The following is a 17,095-nucleotide window of genomic DNA, read 5'->3' as shown; positions in this document are numbered from 1 at the left end:
TGCACCTCGTCGAAAAATGCAGGGTTCTCGCGTTAATGTGCCAGGTTCCTGCAAATCTCACAACACCATTTCGACCTCAAAGCTCCGTCGCATAAAGCCTTTCGGGTTATTCAGGGCGGACTACGAAGACGCGGGATTCTTCAGCCGCCTGTTCAGACGCAAGGTGAGCCTCACACCGGCGCAATACCGCCGACGTTTCGGCGCCATGCGCGACGCAATCACCTACGTCAAGGAGAATCGATGACGATCGCGCTCTCACGGCGCGCGACACGCACCGCCCGCCATCCCACGCGGCAAATGCGGCGCATTCTGCGCGATCTGATTCAGTTCATCACGCACCGCGTATCTCTCGCGCGTCGTGCACATGCGGATCGACGGCGTGAAGCGCTTCCCGCCGCCGCCTTGCCGAGCCGTAGTGCGCACCAGCACGGCGATGGAGTTGGGTGCGCTTGCCGTAGCGCGGGACGGTCTGCGACGAGGTGACTACGGCGGGCGTCGGCGCGATCACGTCGGCGGTGAGGCCGGTAGCGGGCGGCTCGTTCGTGTTGTGCGCGATCGGCGCCGGCGTGCTCGTGCTGTCCGCACTCGTGATGATCGAAGCGAACAGCCGTCACCCCATGATGCCGCTCGACGTGTTCCGCTCGCGCGATTTCACCGGCGCCCACCTCGTCACGCTGCTGCTCCACTTCGCGAACAAGCGGATCAAAGCGGGAAATCCGTCGACCGCGACAGTTCTTTCCATTGTTCAGTTTCCGCGGTGACGTACGCATTCTTGTCGGCGATGGCCTTCAGCGTGTCTGTGCCGAGCGGAAGACGCAGAGGCGGCGTTTGCGCATCGGCCAGCGTGACGAGGGCCGTTGCGAGCTTTTCCGGGTCCCCGGGCTGATTGTGATTCATCCCGACCGCCAAACGTCGCACAGCGCCCGACGTCTCGACATAGTCGTCGATCACCTCCTTGCCGACGACGAGCGACGACGCATCGAGGAAATCGGTTCGGAAGTAGCCCGGTTCGACAACGGTGGCATGAATGCCAAGCGGCTTGAGCTCTGCGTGAAGTGCTTCGGTGATGCCTTCGACAGCGAACTTCGTCGAGCAGTACACGCCGAACCCCGCCGCCGCACGATAACCGCCAATCGACGACAGATTGATCACGTGCCCCGAGCTCTGCTTGCGCATGACCGGCAACACCGCGCGAGTGACATTCAGCAGGCCGAAGACGTTGGTGTCGTACATGCGACGCACGTCCGCGTCGCTCGATTCCTCGACGGCCGCGAGTAGGCCGAAGCCCGCGTTGTTGACCAGCACGTCGATGCGACCGAATTTCTCGATGGCTGCGGCGACGGCGGCTCTTGCTTGCGCCTCGTCGGTTACGTCGAGCGCGACGGGCAACAGCGCGTGCGATTCGCCGAAACGCTCGGTGATCGCAGTGATGTTGCGTCCTGCCGCGACGACTGCATTGCCGTGTGCAAGGGCAGCTTGCGCAATCAGCGCGCCAAGACCGCGCGACGCGCCCGTGATGAACCAGACCCGCTTGAACTGCTGTTTCGTGATGTTGCTCATGATGCGCTCCTAAGTTTGCGACTAAAGGCGAACGAAGTATATGACGGGAGATTCGCGCGCCGGATTCAGGTTCCGACGCGCTGGCGCGAACAGCCTCCCTCACTCAGGTGGACAGAATCGTGACAAGAGCGACAGCAGAATCGCCGGCGAGCTGACCACCGTTGTTTTCGGCAAGCGCTACCTTCGCCCCATGACGTTGCCGCGCGCCCGCTCTACCGCGCAGTTGCTGCGTGAGTTCGACGATTTGCGCCACGCCCGTCGCGCCGACGGGATGACCGCGCGACAGCAATCCGCCGCTCGGATTCACGGACACGCGTCCACCGATATCCGTATCGCCCGAGCGAATGAGCTTCGGCGCATCGCCGGAAGCGCAGAGGCCGAGGTTCTCGTAATGAATCAGCTCGGCGGGCGCCGATGCATCGTGCAGTTCGACGACATCCACGTCTTCCGGTCCGATGCCGGCCGCCTCATACGCTTGTCTGGCTGCGCGCACCGCGACGAGTTCGCCCGATCCGTCGGCTTTTGCAGAGACAATCGAACTCGCACGGATGAACACCGGCGGTATGTCGCGGCTGCGTGCATAGTCTTCCGAGCAGATGAACAGGGCCGCGCCTCCATCGCCGATCGACGAGCACATGAACAGCGTCAACGGATCGCTGACCATGCGGCTCCCCAATACTTCATCGATGGTCGTTTCCTTGCGAAACTGGGCGAGTGGATTCAGCGACCCCGCGCGGCGGCTCTTGACGACGACGCGTGCGAAATCGCTTGCATCGGCTCCGGTTCTTTCCATCCACTTGCGGGCTTTCGCTGCATAAAGATCCATGAAGAGCGATCCGGTGCCGGTGGTGACGCCTTCGGGCAGCGGCTCTTCGAGATCGACGGCTTTCGCGAATGCGCCGAATGAAATCGCCTTGTCTTCGTGCGAAAGCTTCTCCACCCCGACAACCAGCGCCGTCTCCGATTGCCCCGACGCAACCGACCACCACGCGAGATTGAGCGCCGAACTTCCCGAGGCGCACGCGTTTTCCACGTTGAACATTGGCTTGCCATCGAGTCCGGTATTGCGCAACGAAGATTGCGCGCGAATCATTTCCTGTCCCGTTACAACGCCCGCCGCGGCATTGCCAAAGAAGATGCGGTCCACGTCGTTCACGCTCACGCGCGCATCCTTCAGGGCGAGCGCGACTGCTTCCTCGGAAAGCGACTTCAGATTGCGTTCGAGGAACTTCCCAAATGACGTCATGCCGACGCCGCCGATGACTACTTTTCGCATTGCTGTCTCCAGAGAAAAAGCGTTAATCGAGGATCTTTCCGCGTGTTTCCGGCATGCGCGCATACACGACGAAGCCCACAACGCACACAGCCGCCACGTATATCCACAGGTATTGCGACAAACCCGAGCCGGACATCGCGGTGACGATGTAGGGCAGCGTGCCGCCAAAGAGCGCCGCCGATATCGCATAGGGCAGTGCGACGCCCGTTGCGCGTACGTGCGCGGGAAACTGTTCGGCCATCACGGTCGCGCACGTCGCGGCGAAGCCCGACGACAGCAGCATGCCGATGGTCACGATGACGGTCGCGTTCCAGAAGTCATTGGAAAGCAGGCTCAACGCGGGCCACGCAAAGAGCGCCGACCCGCCGGCGAAAACGAGCAGAACCGGCTTGCGTCCGATGCGATCCGACAACATGCCGATGAACGGAATCGCGATGAGCGATACGACGATCGAAATCACGCTCGCCCGAAACGCGGTGGAAAGCGGCAGACCGGTTCTCAGATGCGCGAGCGTCGGAAACAGCACGAGCCAGAGATAGATGCAGAGATTGCCCGCCATCGCGATGCCTACCACGCGCAGCGCAGCGCGACGGTGATCGCGCACGATCGAGATGAACGGATGCCGTGCGTGCCCGTGCTTCGCGACCTTCCTGAACGCGTCGGTTTCGGCGACCGCGAGCCGCACCCACAGTGCGACGAGACCCATCACGCCCGCGATGCCGAACGCGATCCGCCAACCATATTCCGCCATGGCGGACGGCTCGATGAACGAGGTCAGAAGCGCGCCGATCGACGCAGCAACGAGCACCCCCGCGTTGACCGCGAAGTGCTGCCACGAGCCGGCGAAACCGCGTCGCGAAGGCGCGGACGATTCGATCAGAAAAGTCGATGCAGAGCCGAACTCGCCGCCCGCCGCAAAGCCTTGCACGAGCCGGGCGAGAACAAGAATGACGGGCGCCGCGAAGCCGATCGACCGATAGCCGGGGCAGATCGCGATCACGAGTGAACTGCCGGCCATCAGCGCCACCGACAATGCGAGGCCGTTCTTGCGCCCGTGTCGATCGGCATAAGCGCCGAGCAGTGCGCCGCCGATGGGACGCATGATGAACCCGACTGCGAATACCGCGAAGGCCGATAGCAACGACACGCGTTCGTCGTGGGCAGGAAAGAAATGCCGCGAGAAAAGGGCCGCGAATGTGGCGTAAATGATCCAGTCCGTGAACTCGACGATGGTGCCGAGCGTCGCCGCGACGATCGCTCGTTTCTGAGCGCGCGTGAGCGTCGCGGCGGATGGCTCTGCGACGCCCGGAAGGGTGGTATCCATGCTTGTCTCCGTGTCTATCGATGTGAACATGCCGGCGGCATATGAACGCATCCTAGTTTTCCAGGTGCGCGCCGGGCAAACGACTTTTTCTGCGCTTTCGATTGATTTTTTTTGCATCGACAACGCGCATTCTCGATTGACCGCAAGTCAATCGAAGTCCCCAAAAAAGTCGTTTGAAGCGGACGGGCCGCGCGCCCTAGCATGGAATCTACGGATTGCGGACTGGATTTCACGGAGACATTTCATGAACGCTTCACTTCATTCACGCCACGGCGATATCGCCGAAGTCGCGATCGTCACCGGCGGCGCAAAGGGCATCGGCTTCGGCATCGCGCAGGCGCTGGCGCGTCAAGGTCGGCGCATCGCGTTGTTCGATCTCGATCGCGCGGCGCTCGATCAGGCGTCCACCGAACTCGCGGCTTCAGGCGTCGAGGTCATCGGCTTGGCAGTCGACGTGACGAACGGCGGGTCCGTCAATCAAGCCGTCGACACCGTGATCGAGCGCTTCGGGCGCGTGGACATACTGGTGAACAACGCCGGCATCGTGCGCGACAAGCGCATCACGAAGATGAGCGACGAAGACTGGGACATTGTCATCGGCGTCAATCTGAAGTCGCAGTTTTTGTGCTGCCGCGCGGTTCTCCCGCCTATGTCGACTGCGCGCTACGGGCGCATCGTCAACATCGCGTCGCGCGCCTGGCTCGGCGGCGTGGGACAGTCGAACTATTCGGCGTCGAAGGGCGGCGTGGTCAGCCTCACACGCAGCCTTGCGCTCGAATGGGCCAGCGCAGGCGTCACGGTCAACGCCGTCGCGCCGGGCATCGTCGATACGCCGCTTTTCCGCACCTTCGATGCCGCGCTTCAGGAGCGTTTGCAGAAGTCCGTGCCCGCGCAGCGCATTGGCACGCCCGACGATATCGCGCAAGCCGTGTCGTTTTTTGCGCAGCGGGAGGCGTCGTACATAACCGGGCAAACGCTCTATGTGTGCGGCGGGCGTTCGCTGTCCTCGCCCAGCGTTTGACGGAGCACATCATGACCATTCACTACAGCAAGTCGGAGCATGTCGCGATCGTCACGCTGGATCGCCCGGAAGCGCTCAACGCACTCGACCTCGACAGCCTCAAGGCGCTGCGTGCGGCGCTCGCCACGGCGCGCGATGACGACGACGTGCGCGTGGTCGTGCTCACGGGAGCAGGAAGTAAGTCGTTTTGCGTGGGGGCCGATCTCAAGAACACGCTGCCGCCGGAAACGAGCTTTGCCTCGTCTTTCGTGAGGCCAGTCGATCGCGCTGCCGCCGAAGGCATTTACGTGCGGATGATGGACTTGACATCGCTACGCCTTTTCAAGCCGCTCATCGCGGCGATCAATGGCTATTGCCTCGGCGGGGGACTCGAACTCGCGTTGCAATGCGACTTGCGGGTCGCGTCGGACAACGCGGTGTTCGGCTTGCCTGAGCCGGTCGTCGCGAGCATTCCCGCGGTGTGCGGCATACAGGCGCTGCAGAAGGCCGTTCCTTCCGCCATCGCGATGAAAATGCTGTACACCGGCGCCCGGATCGACGCGGCTTACGCAGAACGCGTGGGTCTCGTTTCCGATGTTGCCGCTCCAGCCGCGCTGCTCGACAAGGCGCTTCAGATAGCGGGCATGATCGCGGCGAATGGCCCGCTCGCCGTGCAGATGATCAAGAAGATCGTCGAGACAAGCAGCAATGTGCCGCTCGCGCAGGCAATCGAATTCACGGAACTCGCCTGGGGTGCGATGCGCGACTCGGAAGATCGCGTCGAAGGGCGTATGGCGTTCGCTGAAAAGCGCAGTCCGCGCTTCAAGGGACGTTAGGCGTGGGGCGATGCGGCGCTCACGGCGAGAAGCCAGTCTCTAAAGGAGGCGAACTCAGGCTTCTGCAGATGTTCGTGCGGATACACGAGGTAGTAAGTGAACGCGCCGAGATCGAGCACGAATGAGAACGGCGTGACGAGCGCGCCTTCGTGCAACTGATCGGCAACGAGGACGCGCTGCGCGATCGCGACGCCGTGTCCCTGCATCGCCGCAGCGTACGCGAGCACCGAGCTTTCGTAGCTGAGGCCGCCAAGCGGATTGACGCCGCGCACTTCGGCTGCATCGAGCCATTTCGCCCAGTCTTCGCGACGCGCCAGCGAATGTAGAAGTGTCACGTTCGAGAGCGTATCGGGCGTGGCGTCGTTGAGATCGGGATGCGCGCGCAGGAAGTCAGGACTGCACACGGGCACGAGTTCGTTGGGCACGAGGCGATCGGAGCCGATGTCGGACGACGGCGCATGCGAGAGCCGAATCGCGGCATCGACATCTTCGGTCTTGAAGTCAACCGGTTGCAGCGACGTCGTAAAGACGACCTCGACATCGGGATGGTCGCGATGAAATGTGGAAAGACGCGGCAGCAGCCAGTTCATCGCGAACGTCGTGTAGCCGCGAATCTTGAGCGTGCGGCGGCGACGCACCTCGGTGAGATTGATGGTGGCGGTTCGCATCGTTTCGAAACCACGCACGATGTCAGCGAGATAGCGCTCGCCGATCGCCGTCAACGTGATCGAGCGATGGCCGCGCTCGAACAGCGGCACGCCGAGCTGGTCTTCGAGCAGCTTGATCTGCCGGCTGACGGCAGCAGGCGTGACGTTCAGCTCGTTGGCCGCGAGCTGCACGCTGAGCAGACGGCCGCAGACTTCGAAGGCTCGCAGCGCATTGAGTGACGGAAGGGTTCGCATCGAAAAATGGTAGCACGCAGTGAACGCGCCGGATGCGGGGATTGATACGTAGGCGGCCGTGTTGTTCACATCAGCAAATCTCAAGCGAACGCGCAGGAAATGTCGTTTGTCGGCGAATTGCTTGCGCCGTATCGTCGATGCAAGGAAACGCAGACAGACTCAAGGAGACAATCATGTTGAACGATGTGCGGATTCTGGCGTCCGGCGAGCGCGAGGCCGTCGAACTCAGCGCGACGATACTCACGCAGGCCGGGGCTCAGATCGCGTCTTCGAAATCGGTGACGATGGACGACTTCGCGCATGACGTGGTGATCGTATCGTCGGACACATGCACTGCAGCGCAGAAGAGTGTGATTGCGCGGCTCAAGGCATCGGGCGATACGATCGTCTGCGACATCACCGCGATGGGGCAGCAGCGCGCGGGCGAGAACACCGCCTATGCGGATGCGGAGATTCAGGCGATGAGCGGCCTCATGGACACGACCGGCTTTTCGCATGGCGGGCCCGTGCGTATCGGCGTGCCGTTCACGGAGATCTCGGCGGCGCTTTACGCTTCGGCGGCGATCGCCGCGGCGCTACGCGTCAGGCGCATTGGCGGTTTGAATCAGAACATCGACGTGAGCTTGTTCGGGTGCGCCGTTGGTGCGCTCACGACGTTTCTGCCCGCCGCATTGGCGGGTGATCCGGTCGGACGTATCGGAAACCGGCACCCTTCCTGCGCACCCTGGAACGCATACAAAACACGCGACGGCTGGATCGTCGTTTGCACGAGCACGGAGGATCAATGGCGCAAGATCAAGGGCGCGGCCAGCGAGCCCGATCTCGAGGATGCGCGCTTTTCGACCTTGAGCGAACGCGTGCGCCACGTCGAAGAACTCGATGCCTTGCTGGAAAAGTGGACTTCCACGATGACTACGGCAGAAAGTTCTTCACTTTGCGAGCGCCTCGGGATACCCGCGGGACCGATCGTATCTGTCGAAGGACTTGCACATGAGCCGAACTTCGCCTTGCGTCATGAAAACGCGGCGGCGCGGATGAGGGCAGGGGCTATCGATAGCGAGACTTATCGCCATGTTTCGTTGTTTCGCGAGTCCCCGTTGTCGGACGGAGCGCGTGCTGCCGCCAGCGCGCGCGACGACCTGAACCTGGACGCAGGTCCGCTTGCTGGCGTGAAGGTGATCGAAATCGGCCAATACACGACCGCTCCGCTCGTCGGCAAACATCTTGCGGCCCTCGGCGCGGATGTCGTGAAAGTCGAGGCGCCGGAGGGCGAGCTCTCACGCACGTGGTCACCGGGACAGCGCGGGACCAGCTATTTCTTCGCGCTCAACAACACGGACAAGCGAACGGTATCGCTCGATCTGAAAAAGGAAGACGACCGGGCGTACTTGAGGACTCTGCTCGCCGATGCAGATGTGCTCGTCGAAAACCTTCGGCCCGGTGCGCTCGTCAAGCTGGGGTTCGATCGCCACGCGCTCTCCCATATCAATCCACGCCTCACTTACTGCTCGATTTCTGGATTTGGCGTCCGTACCGCGTATCCTGCCAGGCCCGCGTTCGATACGGTGATTCAGGCGATGAGTGGTCTGATGGATCTAACGCGCAGCGATGGTGAACCGGTCAAGATCGGCGCATCGGCTGCGGATATTCTCGGCGGCCAGGCAGCGCTCTTGGCGATCGTCGCGCGCCTTGCGGCGCCGTCGAGCGACGAGGGCAAGTTCATAGAAATCGCGATGCAGGATGTGGCGGCATGGTCTGCGCTTTTCGCAGCAGGGAATCGGCGGTCAGCGCGCGCGACCGAAAGCGAGGTGGCGAGGTTGCAAACGTTGATAAAAGATGTCGCATTTCGCGATGATGCGTTAAGTACCGCGATCGACCCAAACGGCCATGCATGGCCCGTGCTCAAACTTCCGTATCGATTTTCGCGGACAGCGGCGAGCGTGCGACGCGTGCCCGGCGCGCCAGAGCGTCCGATGCTTCCGGGAACGGCACAGCTCTCTTCGATTTAGGCAGACGCAGCGTCCGCTCATCCTCGTCAAATCATCGGCCTCGGCCGACGTTCAGGTGTCGCCTTTTATGAGGCGGCTTCGGGTCGCTTTTCTGCGAGTTTGTAGCGGATGCGCGGGCGGGCTAGCGCATGCTGGGTGGCGTAGCGCAAAGGCTCTGGCCGCCGCGAGGTTACGTCATGTGTTCAGCGGCCCACTTGCTGAGCGGCCAGGGTCCGCCGCGCTTCCGCATCCTTGAGGAGGCGATAGGGCGCGTAGCGGAGGCGATATCGCCGATGCCGGGTCCGGGCATCGGCTTCATGCGGAAGCGGTTATCGGGCGAACCATGGCGGGCGGCCCAGCGTCGATGACCGCTATGGCCGAATTGTGCGCGTAGGTTATCCGTCAGGTTAGGGAGGCGTATGTTCGGGCGGCTTTCTTATTACCAAACGCGGAGCCTTTCCGCGCTTGCGTCGCAAACGCTTTAACGTGAGAGCGCCTCAGCTTAAGTTTCCCGGAGCTAACGCGTAGGGTGATATGCCTGATTTTCCAGACTGCTCTAGCCGAAGTAGCTGATGCCACGAATCTCGGCGTGGGCGCACTCTATTGGGTCGCTTCGACCAAGTCAGGCCTAGTCGTGGTGCAAATCAGTTGTACAAGTATTGCCTGGGGATTCAGGTCTGTGCATAGAAGGCCCCCAACATCTTGGTTCGGCTCATCGATTTTCCGTCGGGCTTGTGTCCGATGCTCCCCGCGAGGAAGGCCCTCGATTGCTGTCGCGCGCATGCGTATCTCATCCCTCTGAGTTTTCTCTCGACGAGTTTCCGCAAAAAACTGGCATGACAGTTGCTCAAGATGCGCGGCTCTATCGGCATAGGGTCGACGTACGAGTCGGCTCTCCAGTTCCGCAATAGAAGAGGGGATGTCATGAAACTCATTACCGCAATCATCAAGCCGTTCAAGCTCGATGAGGCGCGCGAAGCCTTGTCGGCCATCGGCGTCTCGGGCATCACGGTGACGGAAGTCAAAGGGTTCGGCCGTCAGAAGGGCCATACGGAGCTGTATCGGGGCGCCGAATACGTGGTGGATTTCCTGCCGAAGGTGAAGATCGAGGCGGCCGTCTCGGACGACATCGTCGATCAGGCGATCGAAGCGCTCGAACGCGCGGCACGCACCGGCAAGATCGGCGACGGCAAGATCTTCGTCGCGCCGATCGAACAGGTGATCCGGATTCGCACCGGCGAGACCGGTGCGGACGCTCTGTAAATGCAAAAGTAGCGATAGGAGGAAACGAAGATGCGCAAAATATTGATGTCCCTGCTGATGGCCGGTTCGCTGCTCGCGGGCGGTATGGGCGCCGCCCTCGCGGACGACGCTTCCGCTCCCGCAGCCGTCTCGGCCGCTGCTCCCGATACGACGGCCAGTGCGCCGGCGCCGGACGCGTCGGCCGCATCCGCTGCCGCCGCACCGGCAGCCCCGACCGCGCCGTTCTCGGTCGATTCGTCGAAGATCAATTCGGGCGACACCGCCTGGATGCTGACCTCCACCGCGCTCGTGCTGTTCATGACGATCCCGGGTCTGGCGCTGTTCTACGGCGGCATGGTCCGCAAGAAGAACGTGCTCGCGACGCTGATGCAAAGCTTCGCGATCACCTGCGTCGTGACGATCGTCTGGACAGTGGTGGGCTACAGCATCGCCTTCACGCCGGGCGGCTCGTTCATTGGCGGCTTCTCGCGCGTCTTCATGGCGGGCATGAACTACGTCAAGGGCGACAAGGCCACGACGCTGACCGTCAGCCACCTGGCTCCGACGATTCCCGAGACGGTCTACTTCGTCTATCAGATGACGTTCGCGATCATCACCCCGGCGCTGATCACGGGCGCGTTTGCCGACCGTATGAAGTTCTCGGCGATGCTGGTGTTCATGACGCTGTGGTCAATCATCGTCTACTCGCCGATCGCGCACATGGTCTGGGAACCGACCGGCTGGCTGGCTTCAGCGGGCATCCTCGACTTCGCGGGCGGCACGGTGGTGCACATCAATGCCGGTATCGCCGGTCTGGTCTGCTGCCTCGTGCTCGGCAAGCGCGTCGGTTTCGGCAAGGAAGCGATGGCGCCGCACAACCTGACGCTCACGCTGATCGGTGGCGCGATGCTGTGGGTGGGCTGGTTCGGCTTCAACGCGGGTTCGGCGGTGGCGGCTGACGGCCGTGCCGGTTTCGCGATGTTCGCCACGCAAGTGGCAACCGCCGCAGCGGCACTCGCCTGGATGTTCGCCGAGTGGGCGGCCAAGGGTAAGCCGTCGGTGCTCGGCATCGTGTCGGGCGCGGTCGCGGGTCTGGTGGCGATCACGCCGGCTTCGGGCTTCGTCGGTACGCTCGGCGCGCTGGTGATCGGTATCGTGGCCGGCGTGGTCTGCTTCTGGTCGGCAACGTGGCTCAAGCACAAGCTCGGTTACGACGATTCGCTCGACGCGTTCGGTGTGCACTGCATCGGCGGGATCGTGGGTGCGCTGCTGACCGGCGTGTTCGCGGTCAAGGACATCGGCGGCGCGGACGGCAGCGTGATTCTGCAAGCCAAGGGCGTGCTGACAACGCTGATCTACAGTGGTGTCGTGAGCTTCGTCCTGCTGAAGGTCATCGACATGGTGATGGGCATCCGCGTGAAGGAAGAAGATGAACGCGCGGGTCTGGACGTGAGCCTGCACGGCGAAGCCGTCGAATAGGGGGCACGCCGGGAAAGCATCGGAAATAGCCCAGGCAGATGCGATGGGCAATTCTCCGACGTCGGGGGCGAAAGTGCATTTTCGCCCCCCATCTTGCGCAGCGAATCGTGAGTCGCTGCGCCGGTGTAGAACCAGCGTAGTAGCCGCTATTGCGTTGGTACCAGTAAAATCGTCGCCACCTCTCCCAGGGTGGCAATCGCAATCGCCGAATAGATCGGGTTGGCACTCAAAAACGAATTCAACTTGACCTCGTCTTTGAACTTGAGCCAGGTGCCGAAAAAACCTAGCGACAGGATCAGGCCAGACAGGAGGCTGAATCCCAATAACACCTCCACCCACTTGTTGTGTATGGGAGCGTTTGTCTCCCATGCGAACGCTGCCAGACAAATGAGTTCACTGAAGAGGACAGCTAATACGCCCGGATGATACTGTTCGAGTTTGTACATGACTGAAAGTGACCCCTGCAACCGCTCGTTCCGTGGTCATGAGCCCGTCCACGAAGCGACGGTCGTTTTATAAGGTGCGGTTGCGGGCGCCGTCGGCAATGCCGGGTCGGCAGGGACCGCAAAATTGCAGGCGCTGCACGGCGAATCCCCGTCGCACAAGCGTTCAACGGTTCATCGTACACGTTACGATGCAGCCACGTCTCGAAGACGTCTATCAGATGGCTGTCGCCACACAGTTGTTCCCCGGGAAAAGAAGCGGCCACCGGCCGGACCACGCTGCAAGACCCGAAGAGTGGCAGCCTCCAGCTATCACGTAGGGAGCTTCACGAGGGAAGTTGCACGCTATGTGTTGTTACGTTATCCGTGGTACCCGACCCATTTTACAGGGATGACCACGGGTGTTGTCACACTAATGCACGCCGGGCATAGAAACGGCGGGTAACCGTCACGCCCAAACGACTGCACGAGAACGTATATGGACGTTCGGGCAACGGTGCCGGCAGACTGCTGTGGGTCGATCTGCGACGGACGACTAGACCCGCCGGTAGCCAAAGCCGTCTTCGCCTAAGGGTTTTCACGTCTCGCCCTTGCGTGCAGCGCCGCAGCAGAACCCGTTTTGCAATTGGCTATTGCCCCTCGCTCATTGAGTGACCTCCCGTCCCCGGCAGTCCGAGAAGTACATGCGTTTCCGCACCTTTCACTAACCTCAGACGATACAGTGGTCGCCGTCCACAATGGCGGCGTTCCTCCATTGACGAAGGCATGCTGCGGCCCGCTAACCAGTCTCCTTTGACGTAGAATTAATTGACGGGAGGCAACATGAATCGCGAACAGGTCGTCGGGCTACTGTGCGGCGCACTGCTTGCCGGTTGCGTGTCCGCCGGTGTCGACGTGCGGCCTGAACAGATGGCGAACTTCAGGCACGGCGTGACAACACTGCAAGACGTGGTAACAGCGCTCGGCCCTGCGTCCGTAGAGACCGCGTTGGACGACGGCTCGACGCTGCTCGTCTACACCTACGTGACGTCGCGCCCCCACCCCGAAAGCTATCTTCCGTTCATCGGGGCGCTGGTTGGCGGCGCCGACACGCACTCGTCTGCGGCCGTGTTTCTGTTCGATCCGCACGGCATCCTCAAGAGCGCAAACACCACGGCCTCGAACGTCGGCACAGGGGTGAGCAGTGGTTCCCACACGGAGCAACGCAGTGCGCCTGTGCGAAGCTCCGAACCGCACGTTGTTATCAAGAGCGTCCAGCCGCCCGCCGTCCAAAGCGTCGAGCCGATGCCGGAAGAAGACGGCGAGCCAGCGCGGCAATTACCCGCTGAACCTCCACCAGAAAATAGTGTTCAGCCGGCTCCCGCCGAATAGCGGGACACTTCGCTATCTCGGCAAAAGCCTGCGGATCCGACCGGTCGATGCAACCGGTCGATGCAGCAAACTGACGCAATCGTTCGAGAGGCGTTTCATAGTCGAGGGGCTTCCTCGGACGCTCGTTTAAAAGCTCGGCGGGACTGCGCTCAGCTGAGCCGACTAGAATGAATATTTAGCCACGACCCGAAGGGGATTAGCCATGGACCTTCCCTTGGTCCCGCGAGCACGGAAACGAACAGCCTGGCCAAGCCGGATCGGTGTGTGCATCGCGCTTCTTCTGTCGCCGCTAGTCCTCCTTGCTCAGGACGAAGGGCCGGGTATTGCCTTTTCCGTGGCCGAGCCCGGCGCACCGCTACCGGCGGGATGGAAGAATCTGCCGGTCGCGAGCGGAAAAGCGATGACGCAATACACGCTTGTACGCGACGACCAGACAACCGTCCTGCAGGCGGACGCAACCCGTTCCGCTTCGGCCCTGATGCATGAGGGTAATATCGACCTGACCCGCACACCCGTCGTGGCATGGCGCTGGAAAGCAGAAGGGGCAATCGAGGGCGCCGACAACAGCGTGGGATCGAAGGAAGATGCGCCGGCGCGACTGGTGTTCTTCTTTGATGGTGACAAATCCAAACTGTCGCTTATCGATCGGGCCAGCATGAACCTGGCAAAGCGCCTGAGTGGGCAGGAACTGCCCTATGCCACGCTGATGTATATCTGGTCGACCACAGCCGCGCCAGGCAGTGTCATTGCCAATCCCCATACCGGTCGCGTACAGATGATCGTGGTCTCCGGTCAGCCTGGCGATGCCGGTAAATGGCAAATCCTGCGCCGCAATATCGTGCAAGACTATGAGAAGGTCTTTCACGAGACGCCTGGACGGATTACCGCTTACGGCCTGCTTACCGACACCGACAATACGGGTAGCACGACTCGCGCATGGTACGGAGATGTTCAGTTCCGGGCCGGGCCATGACAACGTACCGTCGCCGGGCGACACGCCGTGAGAACTCGGTGCCAATCCTGCGGTTACGGAGCAAATCGATCCCGCAGGGTTAACGGCCTTGCTGACAGCTAGATTGTGGCGACAATGAAGCGGCTACTGGACCGCTGCCCCGAGAAGCAGGCTTGGAGGACCGGAGCACTCGTTTGCCTGCCCTTGAATTCCTGACAGCGCGAGCGCGCGGCAGTGGGTCGGGTGCGGAAGTTCCCGCGGGCGTCGGCGCGACGTCCGCCGCTCGAGCCTCGATCTTCCACAGCCGGGCATCAAGCGTCATTCGCCGGCGTGCCGTCTGTGACCGCTTCTCGGGGGATGCTGTGAAACCTTGCGTTTCACCTGGTTTCGCCTTCGGGTAGGCGACGCGCCTTCAAAAGCGCGGGTGAGTGGCTCCCGGCGCGCTGCAATCACGATATCGAACCATGTAACCGAACGAGCGCTTGCCTGGTTCGTGGTATGGCTGAGCAAGACGTGCTCAGCATGTCGTTCACTTTTGCCGCGTAAGCGATGTCGCAATCGCCGAGTTGACATGCTCGACTGCTGGTGCGCGCGTCGCCACTGACAATACCGGAGCAGACGCGGGTGTAGCCTGAACGGCCGGAGCAGCCAAACGTGCCGCCGGTGTGGTGTTGGTACCAACAGAAACCAGGAAGCCCCCGACGGCGACAAGCAAGAGAATGACGCCCCCGGCAACCCCAGCCACGTTCGAGTCCTTCTCCTGATTCGGTGGCTGTTCAGGCTCACGTTTGCGCGTCGCTTGCCTCGCCTCACGCCGCTTCCTGGCTGCCTCGTTCGCGCGCCGCACCTGCTCTCTTAATTCAGCGGTGCGAAGCTTCTGTTCAGCCGCTTGAGCCTCAGCCGCACGACGCTCCTGTTCAGCTGCTTCGGCCGCGCGCTTACGCCCGGCTTCAGGCGCGTCGGTCTCACGCTTTGCGTGCGCCGCTTCCTGCTGTGCGCTCTTCGACTGTCGCTCATCCAAGTCCAGCTTGCGGTCATATCGCGCACGCGCTGCCGGGTCGCTCAGCACCGCATACGCCTCGTTGATGATTATCATTATCCGCGTCGCGTCATGGCTGGAGTTCCTGTCCGGGTGGAACTCCTGGCTCAGCGCGCGGTACGCTGCCTTGATGACGCCGGGCGTCGCATTGCGCGTCACGCGCAGGTTGTCGTAATGAGTATGCATCGCAGGCTGGTCTTGTCGTGTGCCCCGCTCGCTTGCGGGGCACCGTGATTTTATTGCGGCGCGTTGCGGGACTTGTCGGCCGCGATGTCGAACTGGTCAACCGGGTCAATCACAGACACGCTCCCTTCGCGAATTATGCCCGTGACGCCAACATGCGCAATAGGCGCGCCTCTCCCTTCTGTGCGTCATCGCTCTATAGCAGCCGATAAACGGGTGGTTCGGATTCCGCAACGCGGTGACGACGGCCAGCCAGTCCGTTTCCCACGCACCACCCGGTATATTGACATGCACGTCGCCAGCGCACGGCGCGCAACGGAACGGCCCGCGGGCGCGCGGTTATTGATCAATTGGGGAGGTGGTCGCTCGCTAAAGGCACAGTCCGGCGATGAGCCGTCAACGGACTACTCGATTGCCCTGACATTCAAGCGGCGGCTCCAGTTGGGCAATATAGCGCCCGGAAAACCGACGCGTCGTCCGCTCAAGGCAAGTGCGGCGCAGCAAAGCGCGAACGCGCGTTATTGCAGGGTCTACACGGGGCGCCGCCAGGCCGGCACGGGTATCGGCGATTTTTTGATGCGGGTTGCGGACGACCGGAAACCAATGCACCGACCGGCGTGAGTTTCGCAGACCTCTAATTCCCGCTCGTGGCCTCTAGCACTTTCATCACTTCCGCTGCCGTGTGTTCCGAATGTTCGCGTAGTAAGCGGGACAGGGATGCCCCATCGCGTTTGGACAGCGCCTCCAATATTTCACCGTGTTCGCCAAGAGACTCGACCCAGCGCAGCACATCTGCATTGGCCGAACCTCTCGCGCGATGGATTTTGCTCATCAACGACGCGTACAGATCGGATAGCACGGAATTGCCGGCAACATCGACGATCTGCTGATGCACTTTCTGGTTGGCGCGGTAGTAGGCCGTGCGCTTGCCCTCGCGGTGATAAGCCTCCATGGTGCGATGGCGCTCCAGCAGCACCTTCATCTGCTTGTCGTCAATACGCTGGGCGGCAAGTCGTCCAGCGGTTTCTTCCAGCCCGTGCAGCACTTCAAAGATGGCAGCTATCTCATCCTTGCTGATAGGCGCGACCTGAAAACCCATGTGCTGCCGGTGTGTCACGTGACCTTCGGTCACCAGCGTTTTGAGCGCCTCGCGTAAAGGCGTTCTGGAGATGTCGAACTGTTCGCACAGCGCTTTCTCGTCGATATGTACGCCGGGAGCCAATTCACCTTCGAGAATCATCTCGCGCAATCGCTCCGCGATCGCGGCGTACATGCCCGTGCCGCGCAGGCTGATGCGCTTGCGTGTCTCAGCCGGTACTGGCTTCATGTCCATGGTGCCCCTGTTTTCCTGTTGCTCTTCCTGGTTTGCTTAATTGTCTTACAGGTTGGCGTGATGATCCAGAAAATTAAATAACGATAAGTTTCATGGACTTGCGACGCTTGTAATTCATAATTAAGCATCATATACTGCTCTGGCGCATGCAGCGCACCGGACCGGGC

The 17,095-nt window shown here is 61.6% G+C and carries 15 protein-coding genes and 1 pseudogene; 9 read left to right on the top strand and 7 right to left on the bottom strand.

Annotated elements, in window-relative coordinates; genetic code table 11:
* Both FVF58_RS53410 and FVF58_RS38830 read left to right on the top strand, forming a co-directional pair.
* Positions 1-244 (top strand): annotated as a pseudogene (locus FVF58_RS53410) (hypothetical protein); the annotation flags it as partial.
* Positions 245-479: 235 nt separating this feature from the next.
* The gene (locus tag FVF58_RS38830; RefSeq protein ID WP_149674967.1) at positions 480-761 is read left to right on the top strand and encodes a hypothetical protein; all 282 of its coding nucleotides are present in this window, start codon (positions 480-482) and stop codon (positions 759-761) included.
* Here FVF58_RS38830 and FVF58_RS38825 read toward each other — a convergent pair.
* The 3 genes from FVF58_RS38825 to FVF58_RS38815 form a co-directional block, all read right to left on the bottom strand.
* Positions 703-1,560 (bottom strand): oxidoreductase, encoded by an 858-nt coding sequence (locus tag FVF58_RS38825; RefSeq protein ID WP_149674966.1) that lies wholly within the window; start codon positions 1,558-1,560, stop codon positions 703-705. The genes FVF58_RS38830 and FVF58_RS38825 overlap by 59 nt on opposite strands.
* A gap of 103 nt (positions 1,561-1,663) precedes the next feature.
* Positions 1,664-2,836: a thiolase family protein gene (locus tag FVF58_RS38820; protein WP_149674965.1), complete on the bottom strand. Its 1,173-nt coding sequence runs from the start codon at positions 2,834-2,836 to the stop codon at positions 1,664-1,666.
* A 22-nt stretch (positions 2,837-2,858) separates the two neighbouring features.
* A complete protein-coding gene (locus FVF58_RS38815) occupies positions 2,859-4,160 on the bottom strand; it encodes an MFS transporter (RefSeq protein ID WP_149674964.1) in 1,302 nt (433 codons plus the stop codon).
* A 244-nt stretch (positions 4,161-4,404) separates the two neighbouring features.
* Between FVF58_RS38815 and FVF58_RS38810 the strand changes: the two genes are divergently transcribed.
* Entirely contained in the window at positions 4,405-5,181 is a 777-nt protein-coding gene (locus tag FVF58_RS38810; RefSeq protein ID WP_149674963.1) for an SDR family oxidoreductase, read from the top strand.
* Positions 5,182-5,192: 11 nt separating this feature from the next.
* A complete protein-coding gene (locus tag FVF58_RS38805; protein WP_149674962.1) occupies positions 5,193-5,996 on the top strand; it encodes an enoyl-CoA hydratase-related protein in 804 nt (267 codons plus the stop codon).
* Here FVF58_RS38805 and FVF58_RS38800 read toward each other — a convergent pair.
* Positions 5,993-6,898: a LysR substrate-binding domain-containing protein gene (locus FVF58_RS38800; RefSeq protein WP_149674961.1), complete on the bottom strand. Its 906-nt coding sequence runs from the start codon at positions 6,896-6,898 to the stop codon at positions 5,993-5,995. The genes FVF58_RS38805 and FVF58_RS38800 overlap by 4 nt on opposite strands.
* A gap of 173 nt (positions 6,899-7,071) precedes the next feature.
* Between FVF58_RS38800 and FVF58_RS38795 the strand changes: the two genes are divergently transcribed.
* From FVF58_RS38795 to FVF58_RS38785, 3 genes are all read left to right on the top strand, one after another.
* A complete protein-coding gene (locus tag FVF58_RS38795; protein WP_149674960.1) occupies positions 7,072-8,907 on the top strand; it encodes a CoA transferase in 1,836 nt (611 codons plus the stop codon).
* 903 nt (positions 8,908-9,810) lie between these two features.
* A complete protein-coding gene (locus FVF58_RS38790; protein ID WP_149674959.1) occupies positions 9,811-10,149 on the top strand; it encodes a P-II family nitrogen regulator in 339 nt (112 codons plus the stop codon).
* 30 nt (positions 10,150-10,179) lie between these two features.
* Positions 10,180-11,607, top strand: coding sequence for an ammonium transporter (locus FVF58_RS38785; protein WP_149674958.1), 1,428 nt, complete (start codon positions 10,180-10,182; stop codon positions 11,605-11,607).
* 146 nt (positions 11,608-11,753) lie between these two features.
* Here FVF58_RS38785 and FVF58_RS38780 read toward each other — a convergent pair whose 3' ends face one another.
* On the bottom strand, positions 11,754-12,053 hold the full coding sequence (locus FVF58_RS38780; protein WP_149674957.1) for a hypothetical protein: 300 nt from the start codon (positions 12,051-12,053) through the stop codon (positions 11,754-11,756).
* A gap of 819 nt (positions 12,054-12,872) precedes the next feature.
* On the opposite strand from FVF58_RS38780, the gene FVF58_RS38775 reads away from it, so the two are divergent.
* Together FVF58_RS38775 and FVF58_RS38770 are read left to right on the top strand one after the other, a co-directional pair.
* The gene (locus tag FVF58_RS38775) at positions 12,873-13,421 is read left to right on the top strand and encodes a hypothetical protein (protein ID WP_149674956.1); all 549 of its coding nucleotides are present in this window, start codon (positions 12,873-12,875) and stop codon (positions 13,419-13,421) included.
* A gap of 202 nt (positions 13,422-13,623) precedes the next feature.
* Entirely contained in the window at positions 13,624-14,394 is a 771-nt protein-coding gene (locus tag FVF58_RS38770) for a DUF3047 domain-containing protein (protein ID WP_149674955.1), read from the top strand.
* Positions 14,395-14,902: 508 nt separating this feature from the next.
* Here FVF58_RS38770 and FVF58_RS38765 read toward each other — a convergent pair.
* Together FVF58_RS38765 and FVF58_RS38760 are read right to left on the bottom strand one after the other, a co-directional pair.
* On the bottom strand, positions 14,903-15,598 hold the full coding sequence (locus tag FVF58_RS38765) for a J domain-containing protein (RefSeq protein ID WP_149674954.1): 696 nt from the start codon (positions 15,596-15,598) through the stop codon (positions 14,903-14,905).
* A gap of 631 nt (positions 15,599-16,229) precedes the next feature.
* Positions 16,230-16,928: a GntR family transcriptional regulator gene (locus FVF58_RS38760; RefSeq protein ID WP_149674953.1), complete on the bottom strand. Its 699-nt coding sequence runs from the start codon at positions 16,926-16,928 to the stop codon at positions 16,230-16,232.
* Positions 16,929-17,095: the final 167 nt, after the last annotated feature.

This window comes from Paraburkholderia panacisoli (genome assembly GCF_008369935.1).
In the GTDB taxonomy this organism is placed as follows: Bacteria; Pseudomonadota; Gammaproteobacteria; order Burkholderiales; family Burkholderiaceae; genus Paraburkholderia; species Paraburkholderia panacisoli.
The sequence above is the reverse complement of the archived record's forward strand: the minus strand, read 5'-3'. Positions and strand labels throughout refer to the sequence as shown.

Coding starts and splice junctions, on each gene's coding strand:
- FVF58_RS38825 (WP_149674966.1), bottom strand. CDS start 1,560: ATGAGCAACATCACGAAACAGCAGTTCAAGCGGGTCTGGTTCATCACG.
- FVF58_RS38820 (WP_149674965.1), bottom strand. CDS start 2,836: ATGCGAAAAGTAGTCATCGGCGGCGTCGGCATGACGTCATTTGGGAAG.
- FVF58_RS38815 (WP_149674964.1), bottom strand. CDS start 4,160: ATGGATACCACCCTTCCGGGCGTCGCAGAGCCATCCGCCGCGACGCTC.
- FVF58_RS38810 (WP_149674963.1), top strand. CDS start 4,405: ATGAACGCTTCACTTCATTCACGCCACGGCGATATCGCCGAAGTCGCG.
- FVF58_RS38805 (WP_149674962.1), top strand. CDS start 5,193: ATGACCATTCACTACAGCAAGTCGGAGCATGTCGCGATCGTCACGCTG.
- FVF58_RS38800 (WP_149674961.1), bottom strand. CDS start 6,898: ATGCGAACCCTTCCGTCACTCAATGCGCTGCGAGCCTTCGAAGTCTGC.
- FVF58_RS38795 (WP_149674960.1), top strand. CDS start 7,072: ATGTTGAACGATGTGCGGATTCTGGCGTCCGGCGAGCGCGAGGCCGTC.
- FVF58_RS38790 (WP_149674959.1), top strand. CDS start 9,811: ATGAAACTCATTACCGCAATCATCAAGCCGTTCAAGCTCGATGAGGCG.
- FVF58_RS38785 (WP_149674958.1), top strand. CDS start 10,180: ATGCGCAAAATATTGATGTCCCTGCTGATGGCCGGTTCGCTGCTCGCG.
- FVF58_RS38780 (WP_149674957.1), bottom strand. CDS start 12,053: ATGTACAAACTCGAACAGTATCATCCGGGCGTATTAGCTGTCCTCTTC.
- FVF58_RS38775 (WP_149674956.1), top strand. CDS start 12,873: ATGAATCGCGAACAGGTCGTCGGGCTACTGTGCGGCGCACTGCTTGCC.
- FVF58_RS38770 (WP_149674955.1), top strand. CDS start 13,624: ATGGACCTTCCCTTGGTCCCGCGAGCACGGAAACGAACAGCCTGGCCA.
- FVF58_RS38765 (WP_149674954.1), bottom strand. CDS start 15,598: ATGCATACTCATTACGACAACCTGCGCGTGACGCGCAATGCGACGCCC.
- FVF58_RS38760 (WP_149674953.1), bottom strand. CDS start 16,928: ATGGACATGAAGCCAGTACCGGCTGAGACACGCAAGCGCATCAGCCTG.